Annotated in this window: 17 protein-coding genes; 2 read left to right on the top strand and 15 right to left on the bottom strand. The window is 65.8% G+C overall.

The features are described 5' to 3' along the window. The first annotated feature begins 10 nt into the window (after positions 1-10). A complete protein-coding gene (locus ACYQ00_RS16960; protein ID WP_460033271.1) occupies positions 11-2,110 on the top strand; it encodes a chemotaxis protein CheA in 2,100 nt (699 codons plus the stop codon). A gap of 14 nt (positions 2,111-2,124) precedes the next feature. Here the strand turns inward: ACYQ00_RS16960 and ACYQ00_RS16955 are convergent, their stop codons facing one another. The 15 genes from ACYQ00_RS16955 to ACYQ00_RS16885 form a co-directional block, all read right to left on the bottom strand. Beyond that, positions 2,125-3,396, bottom strand: a complete 1,272-nt coding sequence (locus tag ACYQ00_RS16955) for a DUF4857 domain-containing protein (RefSeq protein WP_460033270.1) — start codon at positions 3,394-3,396, stop codon at positions 2,125-2,127. Next, positions 3,396-4,064: a hypothetical protein gene (locus ACYQ00_RS16950; protein ID WP_460033269.1), complete on the bottom strand. Its 669-nt coding sequence runs from the start codon at positions 4,062-4,064 to the stop codon at positions 3,396-3,398. The genes ACYQ00_RS16955 and ACYQ00_RS16950 overlap by 1 nt, the downstream gene beginning before the upstream one ends. A gap of 95 nt (positions 4,065-4,159) precedes the next feature. Then, positions 4,160-5,095 carry an ABC transporter ATP-binding protein gene (locus tag ACYQ00_RS16945; protein WP_460033268.1) on the bottom strand — a complete coding sequence of 312 codons (936 nt, stop codon included), beginning with the start codon at positions 5,093-5,095 and terminating at the stop codon, positions 4,160-4,162. A gap of 217 nt (positions 5,096-5,312) precedes the next feature. Continuing rightward, the gene (locus ACYQ00_RS16940) at positions 5,313-5,996 is read right to left on the bottom strand and encodes a M15 family metallopeptidase (protein WP_460033267.1); all 684 of its coding nucleotides are present in this window, start codon (positions 5,994-5,996) and stop codon (positions 5,313-5,315) included. Positions 5,997-6,151: 155 nt separating this feature from the next. Beyond that, complete coding sequence (locus ACYQ00_RS16935) at positions 6,152-6,838, bottom strand: HEAT repeat domain-containing protein (RefSeq protein WP_460033266.1); 687 nt, start codon at positions 6,836-6,838, stop codon at positions 6,152-6,154. 128 nt (positions 6,839-6,966) lie between these two features. Beyond that, positions 6,967-8,010, bottom strand: coding sequence for an XdhC family aldehyde oxidoreductase maturation factor (locus tag ACYQ00_RS16930; RefSeq protein WP_460033265.1), 1,044 nt, complete (start codon positions 8,008-8,010; stop codon positions 6,967-6,969). Continuing rightward, on the bottom strand, positions 7,997-9,319 hold the full coding sequence (locus tag ACYQ00_RS16925) for a DVU_1553 family AMP-dependent CoA ligase (RefSeq protein WP_460033264.1): 1,323 nt from the start codon (positions 9,317-9,319) through the stop codon (positions 7,997-7,999). The genes ACYQ00_RS16930 and ACYQ00_RS16925 overlap by 14 nt, the downstream gene beginning before the upstream one ends. Continuing rightward, the gene (gene trsS, locus ACYQ00_RS16920) at positions 9,316-10,704 is read right to left on the bottom strand and encodes a radical SAM (seleno)protein TrsS (protein ID WP_460033263.1); all 1,389 of its coding nucleotides are present in this window, start codon (positions 10,702-10,704) and stop codon (positions 9,316-9,318) included. The genes ACYQ00_RS16925 and trsS overlap by 4 nt, the downstream gene beginning before the upstream one ends. Continuing rightward, on the bottom strand, positions 10,697-11,155 hold the full coding sequence (locus ACYQ00_RS16915) for a DVU_1555 family C-GCAxxG-C-C protein (RefSeq protein ID WP_460033262.1): 459 nt from the start codon (positions 11,153-11,155) through the stop codon (positions 10,697-10,699). Before ACYQ00_RS16915 ends, trsS begins: the two co-directional genes overlap by 8 nt. Before the next feature lie 5 nt (positions 11,156-11,160). Continuing rightward, a complete protein-coding gene (gene trsM / locus ACYQ00_RS16910) occupies positions 11,161-11,889 on the bottom strand; it encodes a DVU_1556 family methyltransferase (RefSeq protein WP_460033261.1) in 729 nt (242 codons plus the stop codon). Continuing rightward, positions 11,886-12,101 (bottom strand): DVU_1557 family redox protein, encoded by a 216-nt coding sequence (locus ACYQ00_RS16905; RefSeq protein WP_460033260.1) that lies wholly within the window; start codon positions 12,099-12,101, stop codon positions 11,886-11,888. Before ACYQ00_RS16905 ends, trsM begins: the two co-directional genes overlap by 4 nt. Next, complete coding sequence (locus ACYQ00_RS16900; protein WP_460033259.1) at positions 12,101-14,419, bottom strand: pyridine nucleotide-disulfide oxidoreductase/dicluster-binding protein; 2,319 nt, start codon at positions 14,417-14,419, stop codon at positions 12,101-12,103. The genes ACYQ00_RS16905 and ACYQ00_RS16900 overlap by 1 nt, the downstream gene beginning before the upstream one ends. Positions 14,420-14,434: 15 nt before the next feature. Continuing rightward, positions 14,435-15,043 (bottom strand): nitroreductase family protein, encoded by a 609-nt coding sequence (locus ACYQ00_RS16895; RefSeq protein WP_460033258.1) that lies wholly within the window; start codon positions 15,041-15,043, stop codon positions 14,435-14,437. An 81-nt stretch (positions 15,044-15,124) separates the two neighbouring features. Beyond that, a complete protein-coding gene (locus ACYQ00_RS16890; RefSeq protein WP_460033257.1) occupies positions 15,125-17,857 on the bottom strand; it encodes a molybdopterin-dependent aldehyde oxidoreductase in 2,733 nt (910 codons plus the stop codon). A gap of 263 nt (positions 17,858-18,120) precedes the next feature. Beyond that, entirely contained in the window at positions 18,121-19,161 is a 1,041-nt protein-coding gene (locus ACYQ00_RS16885) for a molybdopterin-binding protein (RefSeq protein ID WP_460033256.1), read from the bottom strand. 202 nt (positions 19,162-19,363) lie between these two features. On the opposite strand from ACYQ00_RS16885, the gene ACYQ00_RS16880 reads away from it, so the two are divergent. Beyond that, positions 19,364-20,086, top strand: coding sequence for a hypothetical protein (locus ACYQ00_RS16880; protein ID WP_460033255.1), 723 nt, complete (start codon positions 19,364-19,366; stop codon positions 20,084-20,086).

Below are 20,086 nucleotides of genomic sequence, written 5' to 3'. Positions count from 1 at the left end.
GGAGACGCCCATGGCCGCCATGAACCCCCACCAGCCATACATCGAAGAAGCCCAGGAACTGCTGGCGGATCTGGAAGGCCTTCTCCTGCGTCTGGACCAGGATCCCCAGAATGCCGAGTGTATTGCTAGCATTTTCCGCACCATGCACACCATCAAGGGCTCCGGGGCCATGTTCGGCTTTTCGGAAATTGCCCGGTTCACGCATGATATTGAGACCATTTTCGACAAGGTCCGCAGCCGCGAAATCCAGGCCACCGGCGAGCTGATCAGCCTGACCTTCCAGGCCAAGGATCATCTGCTGAAACTGCTCGGCCAGGATCCTGCCGGCGAGCCGGCCAGCATTGCCGCGTCGGACGCCATCATCGCGCAGTTCAAGCCGTATCTGGGCGAATCGGCCTCCTCCCGGACGCCTGCTCCGCCTGCGGAACCGCCCTCGGGCAGGGCGGCGCGGGACTGCCAGACGCAGCTGGAATCCGCCACGCCGCCACAGGCCGAGCTGTGCTGGCTGCGCTATCGGCCCGAGCCGGAGACCTTTCTTTCCGGCACCCAGCCGCTCATGCTGCTCAATGAACTGTGCGAGCTGGGCAAAACCCGTCTGCTCTGCCATGACGAGGCCGTGCCTCCCCTGCAGGAGCTGGATCCCGAGCAGGTCTGCTGCTGGTGGGACGTACTGGTGCTCTCCCCCTGCGGGGCTGATTCCCTGCGCGATATCTTCATCTTTGAGAGCGAAGAGGTCGCCCGGGTGCAGGCCATCGGCCCGGGCACGGTGCGCGATTCAGACCTGGACGCCTTTGCCCGCCTGCTGGAGGGAATCTGGCAGCAGGCTCCGAATGAAATCTGCGCGGCCCTGGAAGCCCAGCACAAGGAGGTGCTGAACCTGCGCACTGCAGCGCCGCCTGCCGGGGCCCAGGCTGTTGCCCCTCCCCCCGCCGCCCGTGCCGAGACAGCCCCGAGCGGCATCCGGGTGGACTCCAGCCGCCTGGACTATCTGGTGAACATGGTCGGCGAGCTGGTCATCCTGCAGTCCAGGCTGACCCAGACCACCCGCGGCATGGAGGCCGACTCCCCGATCTACCGCATTGCCGAGGATCTGGAACGCCTGGCCGACGAGCTGCGCGATACCGCCCTGGGCCTGCGCATGCTGCCCATCGGCAGCGTCACCGGCGCCTTGCGCCGGCTGGTGCGCGACGCCGCCACCATGACCGGCAAGGAAGTGGAGCTGATCACCGAAGGTGAAGACACGGAAATGGACAAGACAGTCATCGACCGCCTCAAAGATCCCCTCATGCACATCCTGCGCAATGCCGTGGACCATGGCATCGAGGCCGCCGCAGTCCGCCTGGCTGCCGGCAAGCCGGCCAAGGGCACCGTGCGGCTGGCCGCCTGGCATGAAAGCGGCGAGGTGGTCATCCAGGTGACAGATGACGGTGGCGGCATCAATGCCGAAGCCGTGCGCGCCAAGGCCATTGAGCGCGGGCTCGCCGCTCCAGGCGATGAGCTCACCTACAAAGACATCTGCAACCTGCTCTTCCTGCCCGGTTTTTCCACGGCCAGCACCGTCTCCAGCCTGTCCGGCCGTGGCGTGGGCATGGATGTGGTCAAGCAGAGCATCGACGCCCTGCGCGGCGCCGTGAGCATGGAGAGCACTCCCGGTCAGGGTTCCACCCTGGCCATCCGCCTGCCCCTGACCCTGGCCATCATCGACGGGTTGCATGTGGTGGTGGGCGGCGAGTCTTACATCATCCCCCTCACCTCGGTGGAGGCCTGCCAGGAGCGCGCCTCCTCGCCCGAAAACGACCGCGAAGTGAGCACCATCGAGCGCATGGGGCATCTGATCAGCTGCATCAGCCTGCGCACGCTGCTGGAGGCACCGGGCACGCCGCCCCCGCTGGAGCGCGTCGTTGTCGTCTCCAGCGAGGGCCAACAGGTGGGCCTGGCCGTGGATGCGGTAGTCGGCCGGCAACAGGCGGTCATCAAGCCCCTGGCGGACATGTACCGCAATCTCAAATGGCTCTCCGGCGCCACCGTGAGCGGCGATGGCGGCATTTCCCTGATTCTGGACGTGGGCCAGCTGGTCCGCCATGCCAGAACCCGGGCCCAGGGGCTGTAGCGGCGATTGGCCGCCTACTCGTCCAGCACCAGCACCGTGGCGAGCAGGCCGTACAGACCGGTTGCCGCCGTCAGCACCAGCCCCTTCCCCTCCCAGAGCGGCAACCTCCGGGAGCGGCGCAGGACCAGCAAGGCCACCACGGCAGCGGCCATCCCCGCCAGAGCCAAGGCCCCGCCGGGCCGCACCTGGAACCCCGGCTGCGGTTCCGCCTGCCAGCGCACCTGGAACGGGAACAACGCCGCCTGCAACTGCTGCGCCGGCGAAGGCACGGCCCGGGACATGCGGTGCGAATACGTGCGCACGGGGCGGAAGTCCCGGTCCATGGCCACGCCGTGAACCATCTCCTCATCGCTGTAGATGGCCGTGACGTGCAGGGGATCGATGATCAGCTTGCACTCCATGCGCTCGGGGTCATAGCCCGGCAAAGGCAGTTCGACGAGCGCCAGATCCGCCTCCCGCAGCACCTGCAGGGTGTTGTTGCCGGCCAGGAGCAGCCCCAGATAGTCATGCTGGTTGCTTTCCATGACCGCGATGTGCCTTGGCTGCAGCGCCGGAGGGAAGGGCAATCGCGTCGCCACCGGGGCATTGGCCTGCCGGCGCAGGCGAAACACCGCCCCCGTGGCGTCCACCAGGAACAGCCCGGCGTCAAAGGGCTTGAGCAACACGGGCCAGTTGGCGGCGAACCGGGCCGGAAACACAAAGCCCGCCTCGGCCAGGGCCCTGGTGAAGGTCCGGCTCAAGGCTGCATCCACACGGTTGAAATCGGCATTGATGAACTCCAGCCCGTCAGGCGTCAGGCGGAGGCGGTCCTCGGGAAAGACCAGCCGGGCTTCGCCGGGCGTGGCTTCCAGCAGGGGCACCACCTGCCGCCAGACCGCGTCAGCCTCCAGGACGTCCCGAGGCCGCAGTTCCATGACCCGCCGGTTGGATTTGATGCTGGCCGCGTCAAAGGTCCGCCCGCCAAGCGACAGGGGCAGGAGGCCCCACATCTCCATGTTTTTGAAGTAGATGAAGGGCAGCAGCTTCTCGAATTCCACCCGGCTGTAATACTGGCCGGCCTCGTCGCGGTGGATGATGTCCGCATGATGGTCTTCGTCCTTGCCCAGGGCCTCGGGCGGCACGGCGGCCACTTTCTCTTTCCAGACAAACTGTTCCAGCACCGGGCTGTAGAGCAGATGTGTTTTTTCCACGGGCTCCACGCACAGCCATGCATAGCCCAGGGGCAGATACACGGCCAGGAGCGCCACCACCAGCAGGGCCAGACCTGCCTGCGCAAGACGTTGCATCACCGGTCCGCCCTCCTGTTTCTGTAACGGCCAGCGGAATGCAGCATGGCCAGGGCCAGCAGAGGCAACATGCCCGCCGGCAGCAGCGAGGCGGCCTGCCCCGGATTCACGGGCAGCAAAAACAACCAGGCCGCGCCCACGGCCAGGGCCAGATCGGCCAGACGCCGGCTGAAGGATGGTTCCAGAAGCGCAACCCCCAACCCCAGATACCCCACCACCCCGGCCAGCGCCCAGGGCGCCCAGACGGCCAGGACATGGCCGAGCATCTCCCACGGGAACCAGCTGGTCACGGCCAGCGTCAGCCCCGCCGCCTGTATGGCCAGACAGGCGGCCAGCCCGGCCAGGCCGGCCAGTACATGGGCCAGGAGCAGTCCGGGCAGCCCCAGGGGCAGGTGCAGGGCGAGCCGGAGCCGCTCGTTGCGCATTTCCGGCAGAAACTGCGCCGCGGCCAGCGCTGCGCCCGTGGCCAGGGGAAGGTACTTGAGGGTGAGAAAAAACGGCAGCCCCAGCTGCATGGTCTGGTACCAGACCACTTCCGCATGCTCGCGCTGAAACAGCTGCCGCGTGGCCAGCCAGACATGCGCCGCAGCCAGGACGTTGCCCCCCAGGATCACCAGGGCCGGCCGCCAGGCCTTGCGCCACTCCTTCATCAAAATTGCTTGGATCATCACGACAAATCGCTCCGGACAGGCTCTTGCCACCAAGGCAGAAGCCCGCATTCCATGCTGCATGGTTGGTTCGTTGCGTGGCTGGGTGGGAGGCCCTAATACCGCCCGGTATAGCCAATAAAGGCGTCTTCCAGGGTCATGGGCAGCTGCTGCAGGTCCGTGGCATCGTGGCCCTGCTCGCGGAGCGTGGCCCGCAGCGCCTCCAGGCTGGCAAAGGAGAACAATTCCCAGCGCGCCGCGTGCTCCTCGGCATTTTTGATGAGCTCGCCCCCTCTCGCTCCCGCACCGCCCCCGGCCTGCAGGCCGCCGCGCACGGCCGTCTTGGGCAGGCTGTAGCGGTTGAACTGGCAGAGGAAGTCCTTGAGCGCGCACTGTCGCGCCACCCCGCCGCGCTCCAGCAGGATGATATCATCCACAAAGCGTTCCATGTCCTGGATGACGTGGGAGGTCAGGAACACGGTGCGCTCCCCCCTGGCCGGGTCCAGATATTCAGCCATCAGATCCACAAAGAGCCGGCGGTACCCGGCATCCAGACCCATGGAATAGTCGTCCAGGATAAGGAGATCCGGTTGCTGGGCCATGAGCAGCCCCAGGACCACCTGGGAACGCTGGCCCTCGCTCATGCGGGCAATGCGGTGATTGTCCGGCAGACCCATGCGGCCCACCAGCTCCCAATACAACTCACGCCGCCAGCGGGGGTAGAACGGGGCGTAAAACCGCTCGATCTCCGCGATGGACATGAAATCGTAGGCCACGTGGCCCTCGAACAACAGGCCGACGCGGCGGCGGGTTTCTGTCGTGAGGGCATGAGACGGGTCCCCCAGCACGGTGCAGCGGCCGGCATGCGGGGTAAGGAAGCCCATGAGAATCTTGATGAGCGTGGTTTTGCCCACGCCGTTCTTGCCCAGCAGGGCCACCACCTTGCCCCGGGGCACATTCAGGGAGAGTTGCTCATAAATGACGCGCGCCCCGTACCGGTGGTGCAATCCCTGGACGGCGATGACCGGCGCGTCGGAGGAGGTTCGACCCATGCATCCGCTCCTGTGCTGTGGCGGGCCGCCGCGAATATCGCGCCGGCCGCCTGAAAACGAGAATCAAAACCAGCACAGTCCTAGCAAACCAACGGGCTTCAATCAAGGAATCTTTTGAAATTTAAGGTGTTATAAGCCCAGACTCCAGGCGGCCAATCCGAGCCCTCTTTGTCGTTACATGGTCACAACGAGCGCCCCAGTCTGCCAACCCCGCACCCTACTCCACCGGAAAATCAAAAAACGTATCTGGAAACGGCTCACCCTTGAGCGTGAAGTGCCACCATTCCTGATCGTACGGCACAAACCCCTGGCTGACCATCAAGCGTTGCAGGAGCATGCGGTGGGCGCGCTGCGGAGCCTGCACGTCCATGGACGCCGGCCAGGAGATGGGGCCAAAGAAATCGAAGGGCGAGCCCATGTCCAGGGGCTGGCCGTCTTCCAGGGAGATGATGGTCAGATCCACGGTGGAGCCGCGGCTGTGGCTGGAGCGGGCTGCAATGTAGCCGCGCTTGAAGAGCTCTTCCTTGGGTACGTCCGGGTAGTAGCGCTCCTTGGTTTTGGTGTCTTGCAGATCCTTGGCCCAGCGCTGGAAATGGTCCACGGCGCGCTGGGGGCGGTAGCCGTCGAACACCAGCAGCCCGAGCCCGAAAGCCTGCAGCTGCACCTGCACCCGATGCAGGGCCTCGGCAGCCTGCCGGGTGAGGATGACGGTGGGGGCGTTGTAGCCATCCACCCGGGCGCCGACGAAGTTATCTTCGCCGTAGTAGCGCAGGTCCTGCAGGATGGCGGGCGAAACATCCTTGAGGTAGACGAAGCCATCCGGCAGCGTGCCGGCCTGCGCGGCGGCGGCAAGAACCAGCTGCAGCACAAGGGCAAGACACATCAGACGAATGTGGCGCATGAACTTCCTCCTGCTAAGGGCTGATAAGGGCAGTACAAGGCCACGCCCAATCTGGCCAAGCATGGTGCTCATGTCCCACATTCAGCGCGCCAAGGGAAGAGGCCAGACCGGCCTGCAGGCGCGTCACAACCGGGCGGAGTCCCCTTGCGTTCCCATCAGCGTTCTTCCTCGCTGCGCCGCAGGACGTGCTTGAGGGAACGTTCCGGGCCGCGATGTTTCCAGCGGTCCAGCGCGCCCTGGGTGGCCTGCCGGACTTGCTGGAGCTGGGGAGGGTCCTCCCGCAGCAGTCGTTCCAGTGCCGGACGGTGCTCGGGCCGGCCCATGTCGCTCAGGGCAAAAATCCCCTGCAGGCGAACCCGCCAGGAGACATCGCCAAGCGCGAGCAGAAAGGGAGAGGCCTCGTCCGTGAGCCAGCGCAGGGCCTTGACCACCGCCAGCCGTCGCGCCTCTTCCCGGGACTGGAGCATGGGCAGCAACACGGCCAGCAGCACGGGCTGGCTCTGGCTGGCCTGCAGGCCCACGAGCAGGCTCAGCGCTTCCTCCTGGCGCAGACCCCACTGGGGTTGCTCCAGCTGGGCGATCAGGATATCCGCCGCGTCGGGAAAGCGGGCCAGGAGCGCCCGGCCGGCCAGATGCCGGACGGCCATGTCCGGATGCCCCAGGTGCATCAGGAGCTCAAAGCGCTCCATGGCCTGATAGGTGGCAGGAAGCATCAGCGCGGGCGTGCAGACCGCCTCGCCGTCCTCCTGCAGGGTGCAGACTGTCAAATGGGATGGGTCGCGTAGTGCCCGCACAGCCTTGCTCTCCTCCAGCTCAAAGCGTTGTGTTGCAGGCGGTCCCATGCCGCCGCGCCCCGTCTCACAGGGAGTGCCACTCCGCCCGGATTGACCGGAGCGGCCCGTCCGCCCGCCGTGCTGCTGCTGCGCCTGCCCGCTGGCAAGGCAAAATACATGCCGGCGAGACCGGATGCTCATGGTGCGCCAGTTCCCTTGGCGGCCCGAAATTGAATCAGCTGCGCCACAATGCTGACGGCGATTTCGCCCGGCGTCTGCGCGCCGATGGCCAGCCCGATGGGGCAGGCCACGCGGGCGAAGTCACTGTCTTCAAAACCGTCCTGGCGCAGGCGCTGATAGGTTGCCTCCCGCTTGGGCCGACTGCCGATCATGCCCACCCATCCCGCCGGGGTGCGCAGGGCTTGCGCCAATACCGTGGCATCGTGCCGGTGCCCACGGGTCAGGATGGCCAGATGACTTTGCGGACCCAGAGCCTCCTCCGCCAAGGCTGAATCCTCAAAGAGCCGGTCATACGTCGGCGGCACGACGAGCCTGGCGGCATGCGGAAAGCGCGCGGCATTGGCGAATTCCGACCGATCATCCACCACCACCACCCGGAAACCGGCCACATGGGCCACCTCGGCCGTGGCCTGGGAGACGTGTCCCGCCCCAAAGAGATACAGGCTTGGCGGCGGGGTATGCACCTCCACCAGACGGCGCAGTGCGCCGTGCTTCTGAAAGACCCAGCCCGCCCGGTCCGCCCGGTCCGCCCGGTCCGCCCGGTCCGCCTGGCCTGCCTGGCCTGCCGGCAGGCCCGCTGCCGGATCGGACAGTACCTCGCGCCGGATGGTCAGGGGCAAGCCTTCAATTGTGGTGATCATGGCGGCACTTCGCCCGGCGGCCAAATGCCTGGCCAGCTCGGCAAATGCCTCGCAGGCAGCAGCGTCCAGCCGTTCCACCAGCACTTCCAGCCGGCCGCCGCAGATCATGTCCATGCCGGGATCGGCCCGGCCGGCCAGATCGTACTCCTCAATCACAGGCTGTCCCGTCATGAGGACTGCGGCCGCCAGTTCCATGGCCTTGGCTTCCACCAGTCCGCCGCCGATGGTTCCCTGGATGGTGCCGTCGGGGAACACAAGCATGCGGGCCCCGGCCGTGCGCGGGGTGGACCCGTCCTGATGCAGAATGGTGACCAGGGCAGCCGGCAATGGCGCGGCGGCAATAACGTCAAACAGAGGCATGTGCGGACTCCTCCATACTGATACGACGCAACAGGCGCTTGGGTGGGGCCTGGGCCAGCAGGGTCTCCAGGGAAATACACTCGACAGCGAGTTCCATGCCGGGCGGTTCGCCACCACGCAGACTGCGCAGCTGGGCGGCGATGGCTTCTTCAAGATCATGTCCTGAACCACTGGCAAGCACGTGCAGGCAGTCACGCTCCCCGGCCCTTCCTCCGGCCTGCCGCCACTCCAGAAGGCAGGCGGACAGTCCCGGCGTCTGCAGCACGGCGTCGTCCAGGGCGTGTTCCTCCAGCGTGCCCCCGGAGGGCAGCACCAGGGGAGGCTGGAGCCGGCCGGCCGGATTCTCCAGGCGTGGCAACCGGCTGCCACAGGCGCAGGGTTCCACAAGCAGGCGACTGAAATCCCCCGTGCGATACCGGATGAGGGGCATGCCGCGCCGGGCCAGGGTCGTCAACACCACCTCGCCCCACTCGCCCGGCGCAAGGGGCTGATTGGTGTGCGGATCGATAATCTCCAGATGCAGATCCAGGAGCCGCGGATGCAGGCCATCGTGGTCCGGACAGTCCACGGCACCGCCCAGGCAGGTCTCGGTCATGCCCCAGTGCAGAAAGACCTCGCAATCCAGCCGCTGGCGCAGCTCGTCCACCAGCCACTGCGGGGCCCGGTCTGCGGAAAGCAACACCGACCGCACGCCTGGAATCGGTCCGCCAGCCCGGGCTGCAGCCAGCAACTGCCAGGGCAGGCCCACCACACAGCGGATTGAATGCGCCTGGACAGCCGCATGCAGCATGCCGACATCCTTCAGAAACCCGGCTGCATGGCACGGCGAGCCGATGCGCTCCAGGCCCTGGCCAAGCAAATCGCCCACGGTGCCGGGTCTTCCGCCGGGCATGAGCAGCAGCACGGCCTCGCCAGGTGGGACGATGTGCGACATGCCCGCCGCAAAAAAATCCACGGTGGCTGCAAGATCTTCGCCGGTAAAATACAGACGCTTGGGTGGGCCGGTGGTGGCCGAGGTCTGGATGGTCACCACCCGTTCGAAGGCCCCCTGCGGCAGGCAGCACAGGGCCGCACCGTGAATGCGCAGCTCCTGCGCCGTCAGCATGGGCAATCCGGCCAGTTGTTCCAGCGAATCCAGCGCTTCCGGAGTGCCAGCCAGATGCGCCCGCCAGAACGGGCTGCAGGCCCGCGCCCAGGCCAGGGTGGCGTTGAGCAGTTCCAGACGGCGTGTATCCAGAATGGCTGGATCAGGACGGCCCGACTCTCCCAGCCCGCGGGCAATCCATGCGTCCAGACGATGCGCCCTCATGCCCCGCCGCTCCCGCGATGCAAGGCCCGGCCCTGGCGCGAGGTGCAGTTGTAGCTGCAGAACGGTATCAGCCGGCCTTCCGGACTGAGCACGTGGATGCAACAGCCCTGCACGCGCTCCAGGTCCATGGTCCAGGCATCCTGAAAGGCCATGGCCGAGAGGGAAAAGGCCCGACGCCTGGCATCGGCCAGAAAGGCGTCCATATCTCCCAGGCCGCCCGGCCCGCCTGCGTTTCCCGGCCCGCCTGCCTGGAAATCCTCAGGAAAGGCCCACTGCCGACGGGTGAAAGACTTGGACTTGAGCGCGCCCTCCTCTGCCGGCGTGGCCGCCACGTTGGGGCCGCAGCAACAGTCCGGCGCGGAGAGCAGGCGCAGGCTGCCATCCGGCCGGCGCAGGTAGTTGGCGTGGAAGGAACACAAGGCGTGCTCGCAGCCCGGCGGGATGCAGTCCGCAGCACGGACCCGGCCTCCGGTCTGGGCTTCCAACCCGCGCATGAGTTCGGGCAGGGTGATGCGCCGGCTGTCGTCGGGTGTTTCCCGCATTCTGCCGAAATAACTCACAGGCTGCAGATGCAGACCGCGTACGGCCGGGCCACGGGTCTGGGAGAGATCCACGGCAAAGTCCAGGAGCTGGCCCAACTGGCCGTCATTGACGCCGGGCACCACCGTGGCCACCAGCACCACGCCCAGCCGGGCCGCAGCAGCAGCCTCCACGGCCGCCAGTTTCTGCTCGCGCAGGGGCCGGCCGCGCAGGGCCTTGTGGGAGGCCTGATCCAGGCCATCGAACTGCAGGTAGACCGTGTCCAATCCCGCATCAACCAAAGCACGGGCAAAGGCGGGGTCCCGGGCCAGTCGGAGGCCGTTGGTGTTGATCTGAACAAAGGAAAAGCCCTTGGTCTTGCACAGGGCCACGATGGCCGGCAGATCATCCCGCACGCAGGGCTCGCCACCCGAGAGTTGGACCACGCAGTCACCGGCCTGGGCCTTGAGCCGGTCCAGGAGGAAGGCCAGCCGGCCGAAATCGGGATCGGCCGGAGCCGAGTGCCCATCGGTTCCTGACGCAGCGTAGCAGACCGGGCAGCCCAGATCGCACCGTTGGGTGATCTCCACCACGGCGCAGCAGGTGTGCTGGCGGTGGTTGACGCACAGGCCGCAATCGTAGGGGCAGCCGCGGACTTCGGGACGGGGCTCGGCGTGGGCGCGAACGGGCGTCTTGGGCCGGAGCCAGCCGCCAAAGGCCGGCGGGCCGCGCCAGACAATGGTCTGAAAGGTCCCATGTTCGGGACATTCCTTGACCAGAAAAACGTCCTCGCCCTGCTGGACATACTCGGCCGGCACCACGGCCAGACAGTCCGGGCACAGACTCAGAGTACGCGCCTCAGGCATGTCGAGCCTCCGGCGGCAGGGTGGGATCTATTTCATATTGCTGCAGAATCTCGACAGCCTTTTCGTAGGCTCCGGCGGTGAGCCCGGCGCAGCGCTCAAAGTGCGGCGTGCCGCCGGAGTCTTCCAGAATATCCCCGCAGCGGATGCTGTTGTAGCTGGCGCAGGCCGACTCCTGGAACCAAGTCACCAGATCGCTGAGGATGGCGTCGAACATGGGGTGTTTTGTTTCCTCGTCCGAGCCGCGGCCGCAGTGCCAGGAGAGGAGGCAGATGCCACCCAGGAGCGCGCCGCAGACCTCGCCAGCCCCAATACCATGGCCCAGCCCCTGGGCCATGCGGACCAGTTCCGGGCGGTCTTCGCCGGTCAGTTCCAGGCCGAGTTTAAGGACAATCTGGCTGCAGTTGAAGCCATCGCCCAGCAGGCGCAGGACTTCCTGTTCCAAGTCCGTCATATCATTCATCCTTGCTTTGAGGCAACGCACAAAAAATAGCCCGGGGGCTCGCAGTTGTCGCGCCCCTGCCGCCAGTCTTTCGAGTCTCGCAAGTCCAGCACGCCGGCAAAGACCAGCCGGGCCGTCAGCTCCACCAGTTTGCGGCTGTGATCCTCCAGGATGAGGATTCGAAAACCGCTGTCCCGTAGGACCGTCTGCCACCCCGACAGTGTCGGCGCACCCTCCGCACAACTGCCCCCGGCCTGGACAGCATTCGCAGGCGCCGGGCAGCTGCTGCGCCCGGAACGGCTGTACAGATCGGTCAGGAGCAGCCTCCCGCCAGGACGCAGCACCCGGGCGATTTCAGCCAGCACCGCTGGCGAGGCCCCCGTACAGCTCAGCGAGCACTCGCACAACACCGCATCGAGTGAGGCGGAAACAAAGGGCAGCACCGCCGCCAGGGCCTGCACACGGGGCAGCGGGCTGGCAGGGACGAGAGCTGGCCCGGCCTCCACCGTCGCATCCAGCCCGATGGGCCGGAACCCCTGTTCCCGCAAAAAAACCAGGGAGGCTCCAGGCCCGCAGCCGAGGTCCAGCACCCGGCTGCGCAGTGGCAGCCGGGCCAGTTCCAGGAGCCGGCCGGTCAGGGTCAGGCCGCCGGGGCGCAGGGTCGCCCCAAGCACGGCCCGGACATCCGGGCGGGCATGGAAGGGTGCGGCGGTCTCTGGCGCCATGCGGCCGGTCAGTTCGGTCATTTGTCCTCCAGCACCTGCTCCACATCCAGCATCTTGCCCAGGGCCAGCTCCTCCGGCACCAGGACGGCATTGCAGCGCGGGCACTTGGGCAGCTCCACATCAAAGACCGCCCCCATGTAGGCCAGCTGGGCCGGACCGGGGACCATAGGCTCGTCGCAGGCGGCGCAGCGCCAGCCTTCGTAGCGGGCGATGATTTCGGGAAAGCGTTGCATCAGACCTCCGAAATGCGCATGCGGTGGCTCCAGGCGCGGTGGATGCGGTACACCGCCGTGTGTGTGGTCCCGATGGAGTATTCCACCCAGTAAGTGACCGTGCCCGGCGCATGGCAGACGATGCGGCGGCCGGTATCGGGGCGGACCAGCTCCCTGCCCGTCTCCCGGGCGTGGCGCAGGGCGGCGCGGATGTCCGCGAGAAGGATGCGGCGCTGGTCCACGGTCTCCTGGACCTCGGCATCAAGCCGCAGGGGACTCCTGTCTTCAGGCATGGTGCAGGTCTCCTGCCAGAGTTCGGCCAGCAGTTCCCGCTTGAGCCGGCGGCGGTTTTCCTGCCGGTCGGCGAAACCGGGCGCGCGGCGAATGAAGGAACAGGTGGATTGCGCCGGGGGATCAGCCGATTCAGGGAAGAGGAAATCCAACAGATGATACACCGGCGTGCCCGTGCGCGAGAGGCTGTCGCGGCACATGGCGCACCAGGTGAGGATGGCTTCGTCCCCAGAGGCAACGTGACGATCCTCGTGCATGCGGGTCACCCGGGTGCGGGCCACGGTGTCGGCCAGGGCAGGATTGGCGGATTCCATGCCGCCGCCATAGCCGCAGCATTCGGTGCGCTCGCCGGAAAGTCCGGGCTCGTCCAAGGTCAGCCCGACGCGGTTGGCCAGACGGCGCACGGCAGCGCGGGGGGCTTCAAGGTGCCGCGAGGTGCAGGGATCGTGGAGGGCCAGCCGTTTGCCGGCGCTGGCCGGGGTCGGCGGGTGAGCCTCCAGAATCTCCCACATGGATACCCACTTGAGTTCCGGCAGGTGCTCGCGGAAGGTATCGATGCAGGTGGTACAGCCGGCGATGACCGTCGGGGAGCCCATCTCCGCTATCGTCTGCCGCAGGGTATGCAGATGCGCCTCGAAGCGTTCCCGCTGGCCGGCCCACTTGACCGGCGCGCCGCAGCAGGAAAGCAGCAGGCCCACGGGTTCGGGGAGTGCATCCCGCAGATGGCCGTAGACCCGGCGGACCATGGCTGGCGAGGAACCGCCCAACTGGCAGCCGGGCAAGAACAGATAGGCACTGGCGCTCGCCCCGGGAGCGTGCCGGGCCAGGGCTGCCAGTTCCGAGACGTTGTGTTCGAAGTCCTTGCAGGCAAAGTCATAGGCCGAGCCGGGCATCTTGGCCGTGCGGACCATCTCCTCCCGCGCTTCCAGGCACAGTTTGCCCATGTGGAAATCATTGGGGCAGACGGCTTCGCACAGACCGCAGCCGCTGCAGCTTTCAATCATGGTATTGGCCTTGCGCACCCCCTGGACAATGGAGAGGTTGTTGTACAGCTCGCGGGCGTATTTTTTGGGATAGCCTTTGAACTGGTCCAGGTACACGCAGACCTTCACGCATTCCTTGCACTCGCAAAGCAGACATCGCCCCGCAGCAGCCCGGACGGTGTCTTCGGCCTGCCAGTCCACGGGCGCGGCTGGGTGGGTGGGCAGATCCTCAATGCTGGTGAAGAGCGTGGTTTCGTAGGGCCCTTCACGGTCACGGGCGGCGGTGAGGGAGACGTTTTGCAGAAACCGGTCCACGGAAACGGCAGCCATGCGCCCCTGGAAGGCGGCGTCGATGCAGGTGTTCGTGTGGCAGCCGCCGCAGAAGATGTTCTGGTCCTGAATCTGCCAGGTCACGGGCTCCGGCGCTTCCTGGGCCAGGGCTGCAGGGTCGCCGGCCAGGGAAGGCGTATCCAGCCCGATGTAGACCGCCGGATATTCGGCGCAAAGACGTTCCAGGAGCGCCCTGTCCAGGGCTGGCACGGTTTCGCGTTGCACGCGCAGCCCGGCCAGCTGGGCAAAGGCGTCTTCCAGGGCCTGTGGAGGCAGCTGGTCCTGGGCGATGCCCAACAGCTGCCCGCCCCACTCCCCTTCCGGTGCATGCAGTACCGGGGCATAGCCTTTCTTGCCCAGGTCCCAGGCGCAGGTGAGGGCCGAGAGGCCAGCCCCGAGAATGGCCACCTTGCGGTTCTTGGCCGGCAGGGGGCGGATGGCTTCGCGCTGCGGAAAGAGCCGGAGGGCGGCGCGCTCCAACTGGCCGATGTGCACGGCCTCGTCCAGGTCGGCGCGGCGGCAGCTGGCCTGGCAGGGATGCTCACACACCAAGCCCAGAACACCCGGCAGGGGCATGGTCCTGGCGAGCACGGCACGGGCTTCCTTCCATTTTCCCTGCTGCATGGCAGCCATGAACGCCCGGACATCCACGTGCAGCGGGCAGGCGGCCTGGCACTTCGGGGCTTCTTCCTGCGTGCAGCGTTGCTCCCAGGCGCGCAGCGTCTGTTGCTCCATGAAACATTCCTTTTTTTAGGGAAGGACGATGGCATCCAGCGGCTTGCGCCGGGCCGGTCCGGGGTTTTCCCCCGCAGGCACCCCCACGGCAAGGAGCGCGATCACGGCCAGATCCTCGCCCAGACCGAAATGCGCCTTGACTTCCGCCTCGTTGAACATGCCCACCCAGCAGGTGCCCAGCCCCAGTTCCACGGCCTGAAGCATCAGCTGCGAGACGGCCAGGGCCACGTTCATGGCGCCGGCGGCCCGCAGGCGTTCCCGCGCCGAGGCCTGTTCCACGGCCAGATAGTCTTTGATACCATCCATCACCGGCCCGGTGAAGCCGGATTCAACATAAGCCTGCACCGCTTCTTCGGATCCCTTGAGATAGCCGGACAGGTCGGCGCAGCAAAGCAGCACGGCCCCGGCAGAGGTGAACAGCCCCTGCTGGCGGGAGACGGATCCGGCCAGCCAGGCCTTCTCCTCGGCAGAGGAAACGACCTTGAAGCGCCAGGGCTGGGAATTGAGGCTGGACGGCGCCAGACGGGCCGCGTCCAGCAGCGTGTTCAGCTGGGCGTCACTCAGAGGGGCGCCGGAAAAGGCCCGGATGCTGCGCCGCTGGGCGATGGCTTCCTGCACTGTCATGGTGAGACTCCCTTCAGATACAGGCGGGGACCCCGCGCGCGATGCGAACTGGCGCGGGGTCCCCGGTGTGCGGTGTTTCAGTTACTGCTGGTTGGTCTTGATGGCTTCCAGCACCTTTTCAGGGTAGGCCGGCAGGCGGTAAATACGCACGCCAGTGGCGTTCTTGATGGCATTGATGATGGCCGCGTGGGGGCTGGTCAGGGGCAGTTCGCCCACGCCGGCGGCGCCGAAGGGACCGTCCGGACGCGGATGGTTCACGTACACGATATTCAGATTGTCCGGGATCTGCTTGATGAAGGGGAAGCCCGCGCCCACCAGGGTGGCGTGCTTCTTGATGTCTTCAAAGTCCTCGGTCAGGGCCAGGCCGATGCCCTGGGCCAGACCGCCGTAGATCTGGCCATCGGTGGCCAGCTGGTTGCAGATGCTGCCGAGGTCGGCCATGAGGGTCATGCCGTCCACAGTGGTCTGGCCGGTAGTGGTATCCACAGTCACTTCGGCCATGAACACGCCGTACATGTACACCACAAAGGGCTTGCCCAGACCGGTCTGCGCGTCACAGTGGGTGCCATTGGTGGCTGTCCACTGGCCGACGAACTTGGTGGGCTTGTCGGCCGCCTTGAGTTCGTCATAGGTGTAGTAGCCGCCGCCGGGCTTTTCGCAGCCCTTGAGGAGGGTTTCACAGGCCACGCGGATGGCGTTGCCGGTCATCACCTGCGAACGGGAGCCGCCAGCGGGGCCGGAGTTCGGGGTGGTGGCGGTGTTGGGCCAGGTGAACTTGATTTTTTCGGGAGCCACCTTCATGGGCCGCAGGGCTTCGTGCGCCGTGCCCACGCAGCCGATATCCGCGCCCTGGCCATGGTCTTCCCAGGCGGTGTGGACGGTGATGGTGCCATCGGCATTGAGTTCCGCCCAGGCTTCGGAGGAGTCCGGGCCGTCCAGGCCGCTGCCGTACACGCCGATGGAGATGCCCACGCCCTTCTTATGGGTGGCGGTGGAGTCCTTCTTGGCTTTTTCCAGGGCGGCCTTGTACTTGGGCCGCAGCTGATCGATCATGTCCGGCAGGCTGAAGACTTCAGGCTCCTGGCCGGTGGGGTTGGTGTCGCCGGGGCGGTAGGCGTTCTTGTAGCGCAGTTCCAGCGGGTCCATGCCCAGCTTTTCCGCCAGCATGTCCATCAGACATTCGGAGGCGAACATGGACTGGGGCGCGCCATAGCCGCGGAAGGCCGACCCCCAGGCATGGTTGGTGGCCACGGTACGGCCCCGGCCACGGATGCTTGGGATGTTGTAGCCAGCGCCGATGAACTGGGCGCCGCGCAGGGTCAGGAGGTCGCCGAATTCCGAGTAAGGGCCGTGGTCCACCAGCCAGTCGGATTCCATGGCCAGCAGGGTGCCATCCTTCTTGGCGGCGAACTTGACGTTCATTTCCCACGGGGAGCGCTTGCCGGTGTACTGCTGCTGCTGCTGGTAGTTGTAGCGCAGGTGCACGGGGCGGCCGGTGGCCATGGCGGCCACGGCGACCAGGGCTTCGGAAGTGGGGCTGAACTTGTAGCCGAAGGTGCCGCCCATGGGGTTGGCCACGAGCACCAGCTGGTCGGCTTCCAGGCCCACGCCGGGAGCAATCATGTACAGGTGCAGATGCACGCCGATGGATTTGGAATGCACATAGCACTTGCCGTCGTCGCCCATGTAGGCAAAGGCGACGTCTGGCTCGATGGGCATGTGGGGCTGACGGCCGACGTAGAAGTCGCCTTCCACGGTGACGTCGGCGGAGGCGAAGATGGGCGCGGTATCGTCACCCTTGACGATGGGCTGTTCAAAGTAGACGTTGGGCGTGCCGGGGTGGATTTCGATGGCGTCTTCCGCCGCAGCGGCCGGGCCGCTCATGTAGGCCGGCAGTTCTTCCAGGTCCACCTTCACTTTTTCGGCCGCGGCGCGGGCGTTGGCTTCGGAGTCAGCGCAGACCAGGGCGATGCAGTCGCCGTATTGGAACACCTTGGTGTCGCAGAGGATGGGGCGATCCCAGCCATCACCCTTGTTGGTGGGGAAGGTGATCAGGCCGGTGATGCGGTTCTTGCCTTTGACGTCCTTGTGGGTGATGACGCTGTGCACGCCGGGCATCTTAAGGGCTTCGGAGTAGTCGATGCCCTTGATGTTGGCGTGGGAGACCTTGGCCTGGACCATGGCCAGATGCAGGGTTTCGGGGGGCATTTTCAGGCCCAGGTCCGCGCCGTAATCCAGGGTGCCGGTGACCTTGGCCACACCCGTGGGGCGGGGGTATTTGGAGCTCCAGATGCGGCCGTCGGCAGGCATCTTGAATTCCAGGTCAGACGCAGGCTTCTTGCCATTGATGACCGCGGCGGCGTCCATGACGGCGTCCACCAGGGGCTTGTAGCCGGTGCAACGGCAAGCATTGCGATGCTTCTGGAACCATTCGCGAACTTCTTCGCGAGAAGGATCGGCGTTGGTGTCCAGCAGGCCTTTGGCGGAAACGATGAAGCCCGGGGCGCAAAAGCCGCATTGAGCGCCACCATGGTGGACCCAGGCCTTCTGCAGGGGATGCAGATTGTCCGGCTGGCCCACGCCTTCGATGGTGGTGATCTGCGCGCCGTCAGCCACGCGCTTCATTTTGGTGACACAGGAGCGCACGACCTTGCCGTCCAGGATGACGGAGCAGGCCCCGCACTGGCCCTGTTCACAGCCCACCTTGACGCCGGTGAGCCCGAGCTGTTGACGCAGCACGTCCGACAGCAGCGCTTCGGCGTCCACGAACAGATTGCGTTCGATGCCGTTGACGGTGATAACTTTTTGAATCATCTTCCACTCACTCCTTGCTGTTTGGGGAAGGGGCGGCGCAGTGGTTTGGTACCGGAGGAATGCCGAGTGCGGTGCGTTCTCGCTTGGCCGGCGCGCGCATCGCTTCGGCCTCCAGACCGCCACTGCGTCTTTTTCCAAATGGTTAGGTCCGGTTCTGGTTCCAGGTTCCTTGCACGTTGCGGCAGCGCATTCCCGATTTGGTATCCGCTGCCAATTATCTGAACCGGTTGCACAACCTCCTGCATCCCGTGTCCCGAGACTGGCTATTTGCCAAAGGGGCAGACGGGGTAGCGGCATTCCGGGCAGTTCATGCACAGCCCACCGTGGCCCATGGCCACGATATCCTTGCGGGTCACGTGTTGGCCGGCCACAAGCCGGGGCGTGACCAGATCGAACACGCTGGCCTGGGCGTACATCACGCAGCCGGGCAGGCCCACCACGGGCACACCATCCACATAGGCAAGCATGAACATCGCGCCGGGAAACGTCGGCGCACCGTACGTGACGATTTCGCCGCCCAGCTCCCGGATGGCTGAGGGGGTCTGATCGTCCGGATCCACGCTCATGCCGCCGGTCACAGCCACCATGTCCACCCCCTGGCTCAGAAAGGCGCGGATGGCGCCCACGGCCATGGCCCGTTCATCAGAGACGATGGTCTGGCCGACCACGGTGCAGTTCAATTCCGCAAACTTCCGCCGCAGGATGGGACCGAACTTGTCCTGGATGCGGCCGTGGTACACCTCGCTGCCCGTGGTCACCACGCCCACCTTCAGGGGCCGGAACGGCAGTACCTGCACCACGGCACCGGCCGGGCCGGCCTGGGCGCAGATGGCTTCCATGCGCTCCAGCTTGTCCCGCCGCACGGCCAGCGGCACCACGCGACACCCCGCCACCATGCGCCCGCTGCGCACGGTCTGGGCGGTGTGAGCCGTGGCCACCACCAGCTGTTCCTCGGAATTGATGGCCGCCAGCCGCTCCACATCAATATGCAGGAGGCCATTGCAGGAGGCATGCAGGTTGATGCGCCCTTCGCAGGGTTCGGAAAGAGACAGGTTGGCGCCGTGCAGGTCCCCGGCCAGGGCCAGGGCCATGCGCCGGGCGGCGTCGTCCTCGTGCACGTAGCCTTCGGCCAGATCGTACACATAGAGGTGTTCCTTGCCCAGATTGAGCAAGGCGGGGATATCCTCGGGCCGCACGATATGCCCACGCTTGAAGGCCCGGCCTTTGAATTCCCCGGGGATGATCCGCGTGATGTCATGACACAGCACACTGCCCACGGCGTCGGCGACATCGATGACTTTCATGACACGTTACTCTCATGCACGCGTTGGGGTTGTCTCCAGCCGCACCCTTGCCCGGCATGCGGGCAGGATGCTATCTCTCTTGCCATGTATGCTCGGTTAAGCATACTTACGTATGGAGAGGCTACCGGGTCATGACAAGGAATCCCCTGCGTTTGACCCTCCAACCGCCACGTCTTTTTAGGGAATCGTGTTTTTTTGAGTGATGAAAAAAAAGCGGGATTTACTGCCAAACTCCAGCCCGGCCAACAAACAGGATGGCCGCGCCAAGTTTGGTAAAAAAAAGCAACTGAAGCTCCTGAGCCTCTTTGCCCTGGACCTGGACGCCACGTCCATGGCCAGGTCGCTTGACTGTTCCCGTAATACGGTCAACAGCCACGTGGCGGCCTTGCGCCGCAGCATCCTGGAGCATTGCCGCGAGCACATGCCCCTGATGAAACACGTCCATCCCGGGGATACCTTCTTCCAGCTCGGTCTGGTCAAGGGCGGTGGCAAGGCGCCCCACCGCGAGCCCCCTGCCCTGCTGGGCGTGCTGCCGCAGGACTGCGGCATTGTGGTTGAGATATTGCCCGAACGCGAGGACGATGCCCTGCGCTGCCTGCGGCACAGCCGCTTCTGGATCGAGACCTTCTCCAAGGGCTCCTTCTGCCCGCAAAGCTGGAAGCAGGACATGGTGATTCTGGACGTCTCCATGCTCATGGCCCGCAGCGCCCCGGCCTACGAGCCCTGCGACCCTTTTACCACCGGCCCCCTGCATCGCGAACCGCCCACGCAGCGCATGGCCCGGTTTCTCCAGTACGCCATGGTCCGCCTGGAAAAATTCCGCGGCCTGCAGGCGCATACCCTGCACCTGCATCTCAAGGAGACGGAATTCCGTTTCAACCATCCCGGCATGAGCCTGTACGCGGCGCTGCGCGATCTGCAATAA

The organism is Megalodesulfovibrio paquesii (assembly GCF_054653055.1).
This window is presented reverse-complemented; position numbering and strand designations above follow the sequence as displayed.

Bases quoted from the DNA above. Each gene is read 5' to 3' on its own strand.
- ACYQ00_RS16960 (WP_460033271.1), top strand. From the start codon at position 11: ATGGCCGCCATGAACCCCCACCAGCCATACATCGAAGAAGCCCAGGAA.
- ACYQ00_RS16955 (WP_460033270.1), bottom strand. From the start codon at position 3,396: ATGCAACGTCTTGCGCAGGCAGGTCTGGCCCTGCTGGTGGTGGCGCTC.
- ACYQ00_RS16950 (WP_460033269.1), bottom strand. From the start codon at position 4,064: ATGATCCAAGCAATTTTGATGAAGGAGTGGCGCAAGGCCTGGCGGCCG.
- ACYQ00_RS16945 (WP_460033268.1), bottom strand. From the start codon at position 5,095: ATGGGTCGAACCTCCTCCGACGCGCCGGTCATCGCCGTCCAGGGATTG.
- ACYQ00_RS16940 (WP_460033267.1), bottom strand. From the start codon at position 5,996: ATGCGCCACATTCGTCTGATGTGTCTTGCCCTTGTGCTGCAGCTGGTT.
- ACYQ00_RS16935 (WP_460033266.1), bottom strand. From the start codon at position 6,838: ATGGGACCGCCTGCAACACAACGCTTTGAGCTGGAGGAGAGCAAGGCT.
- ACYQ00_RS16930 (WP_460033265.1), bottom strand. From the start codon at position 8,010: ATGCCTCTGTTTGACGTTATTGCCGCCGCGCCATTGCCGGCTGCCCTG.
- ACYQ00_RS16925 (WP_460033264.1), bottom strand. From the start codon at position 9,319: ATGAGGGCGCATCGTCTGGACGCATGGATTGCCCGCGGGCTGGGAGAG.
- trsS (WP_460033263.1), bottom strand. From the start codon at position 10,704: ATGCCTGAGGCGCGTACTCTGAGTCTGTGCCCGGACTGTCTGGCCGTG.
- ACYQ00_RS16915 (WP_460033262.1), bottom strand. From the start codon at position 11,155: ATGACGGACTTGGAACAGGAAGTCCTGCGCCTGCTGGGCGATGGCTTC.
- trsM (WP_460033261.1), bottom strand. From the start codon at position 11,889: ATGACCGAACTGACCGGCCGCATGGCGCCAGAGACCGCCGCACCCTTC.
- ACYQ00_RS16905 (WP_460033260.1), bottom strand. From the start codon at position 12,101: ATGCAACGCTTTCCCGAAATCATCGCCCGCTACGAAGGCTGGCGCTGC.
- ACYQ00_RS16900 (WP_460033259.1), bottom strand. From the start codon at position 14,419: ATGGAGCAACAGACGCTGCGCGCCTGGGAGCAACGCTGCACGCAGGAA.
- ACYQ00_RS16895 (WP_460033258.1), bottom strand. From the start codon at position 15,043: ATGACAGTGCAGGAAGCCATCGCCCAGCGGCGCAGCATCCGGGCCTTT.
- ACYQ00_RS16890 (WP_460033257.1), bottom strand. From the start codon at position 17,857: ATGATTCAAAAAGTTATCACCGTCAACGGCATCGAACGCAATCTGTTC.
- ACYQ00_RS16885 (WP_460033256.1), bottom strand. From the start codon at position 19,161: ATGAAAGTCATCGATGTCGCCGACGCCGTGGGCAGTGTGCTGTGTCAT.
- ACYQ00_RS16880 (WP_460033255.1), top strand. From the start codon at position 19,364: ATGAAAAAAAAGCGGGATTTACTGCCAAACTCCAGCCCGGCCAACAAA.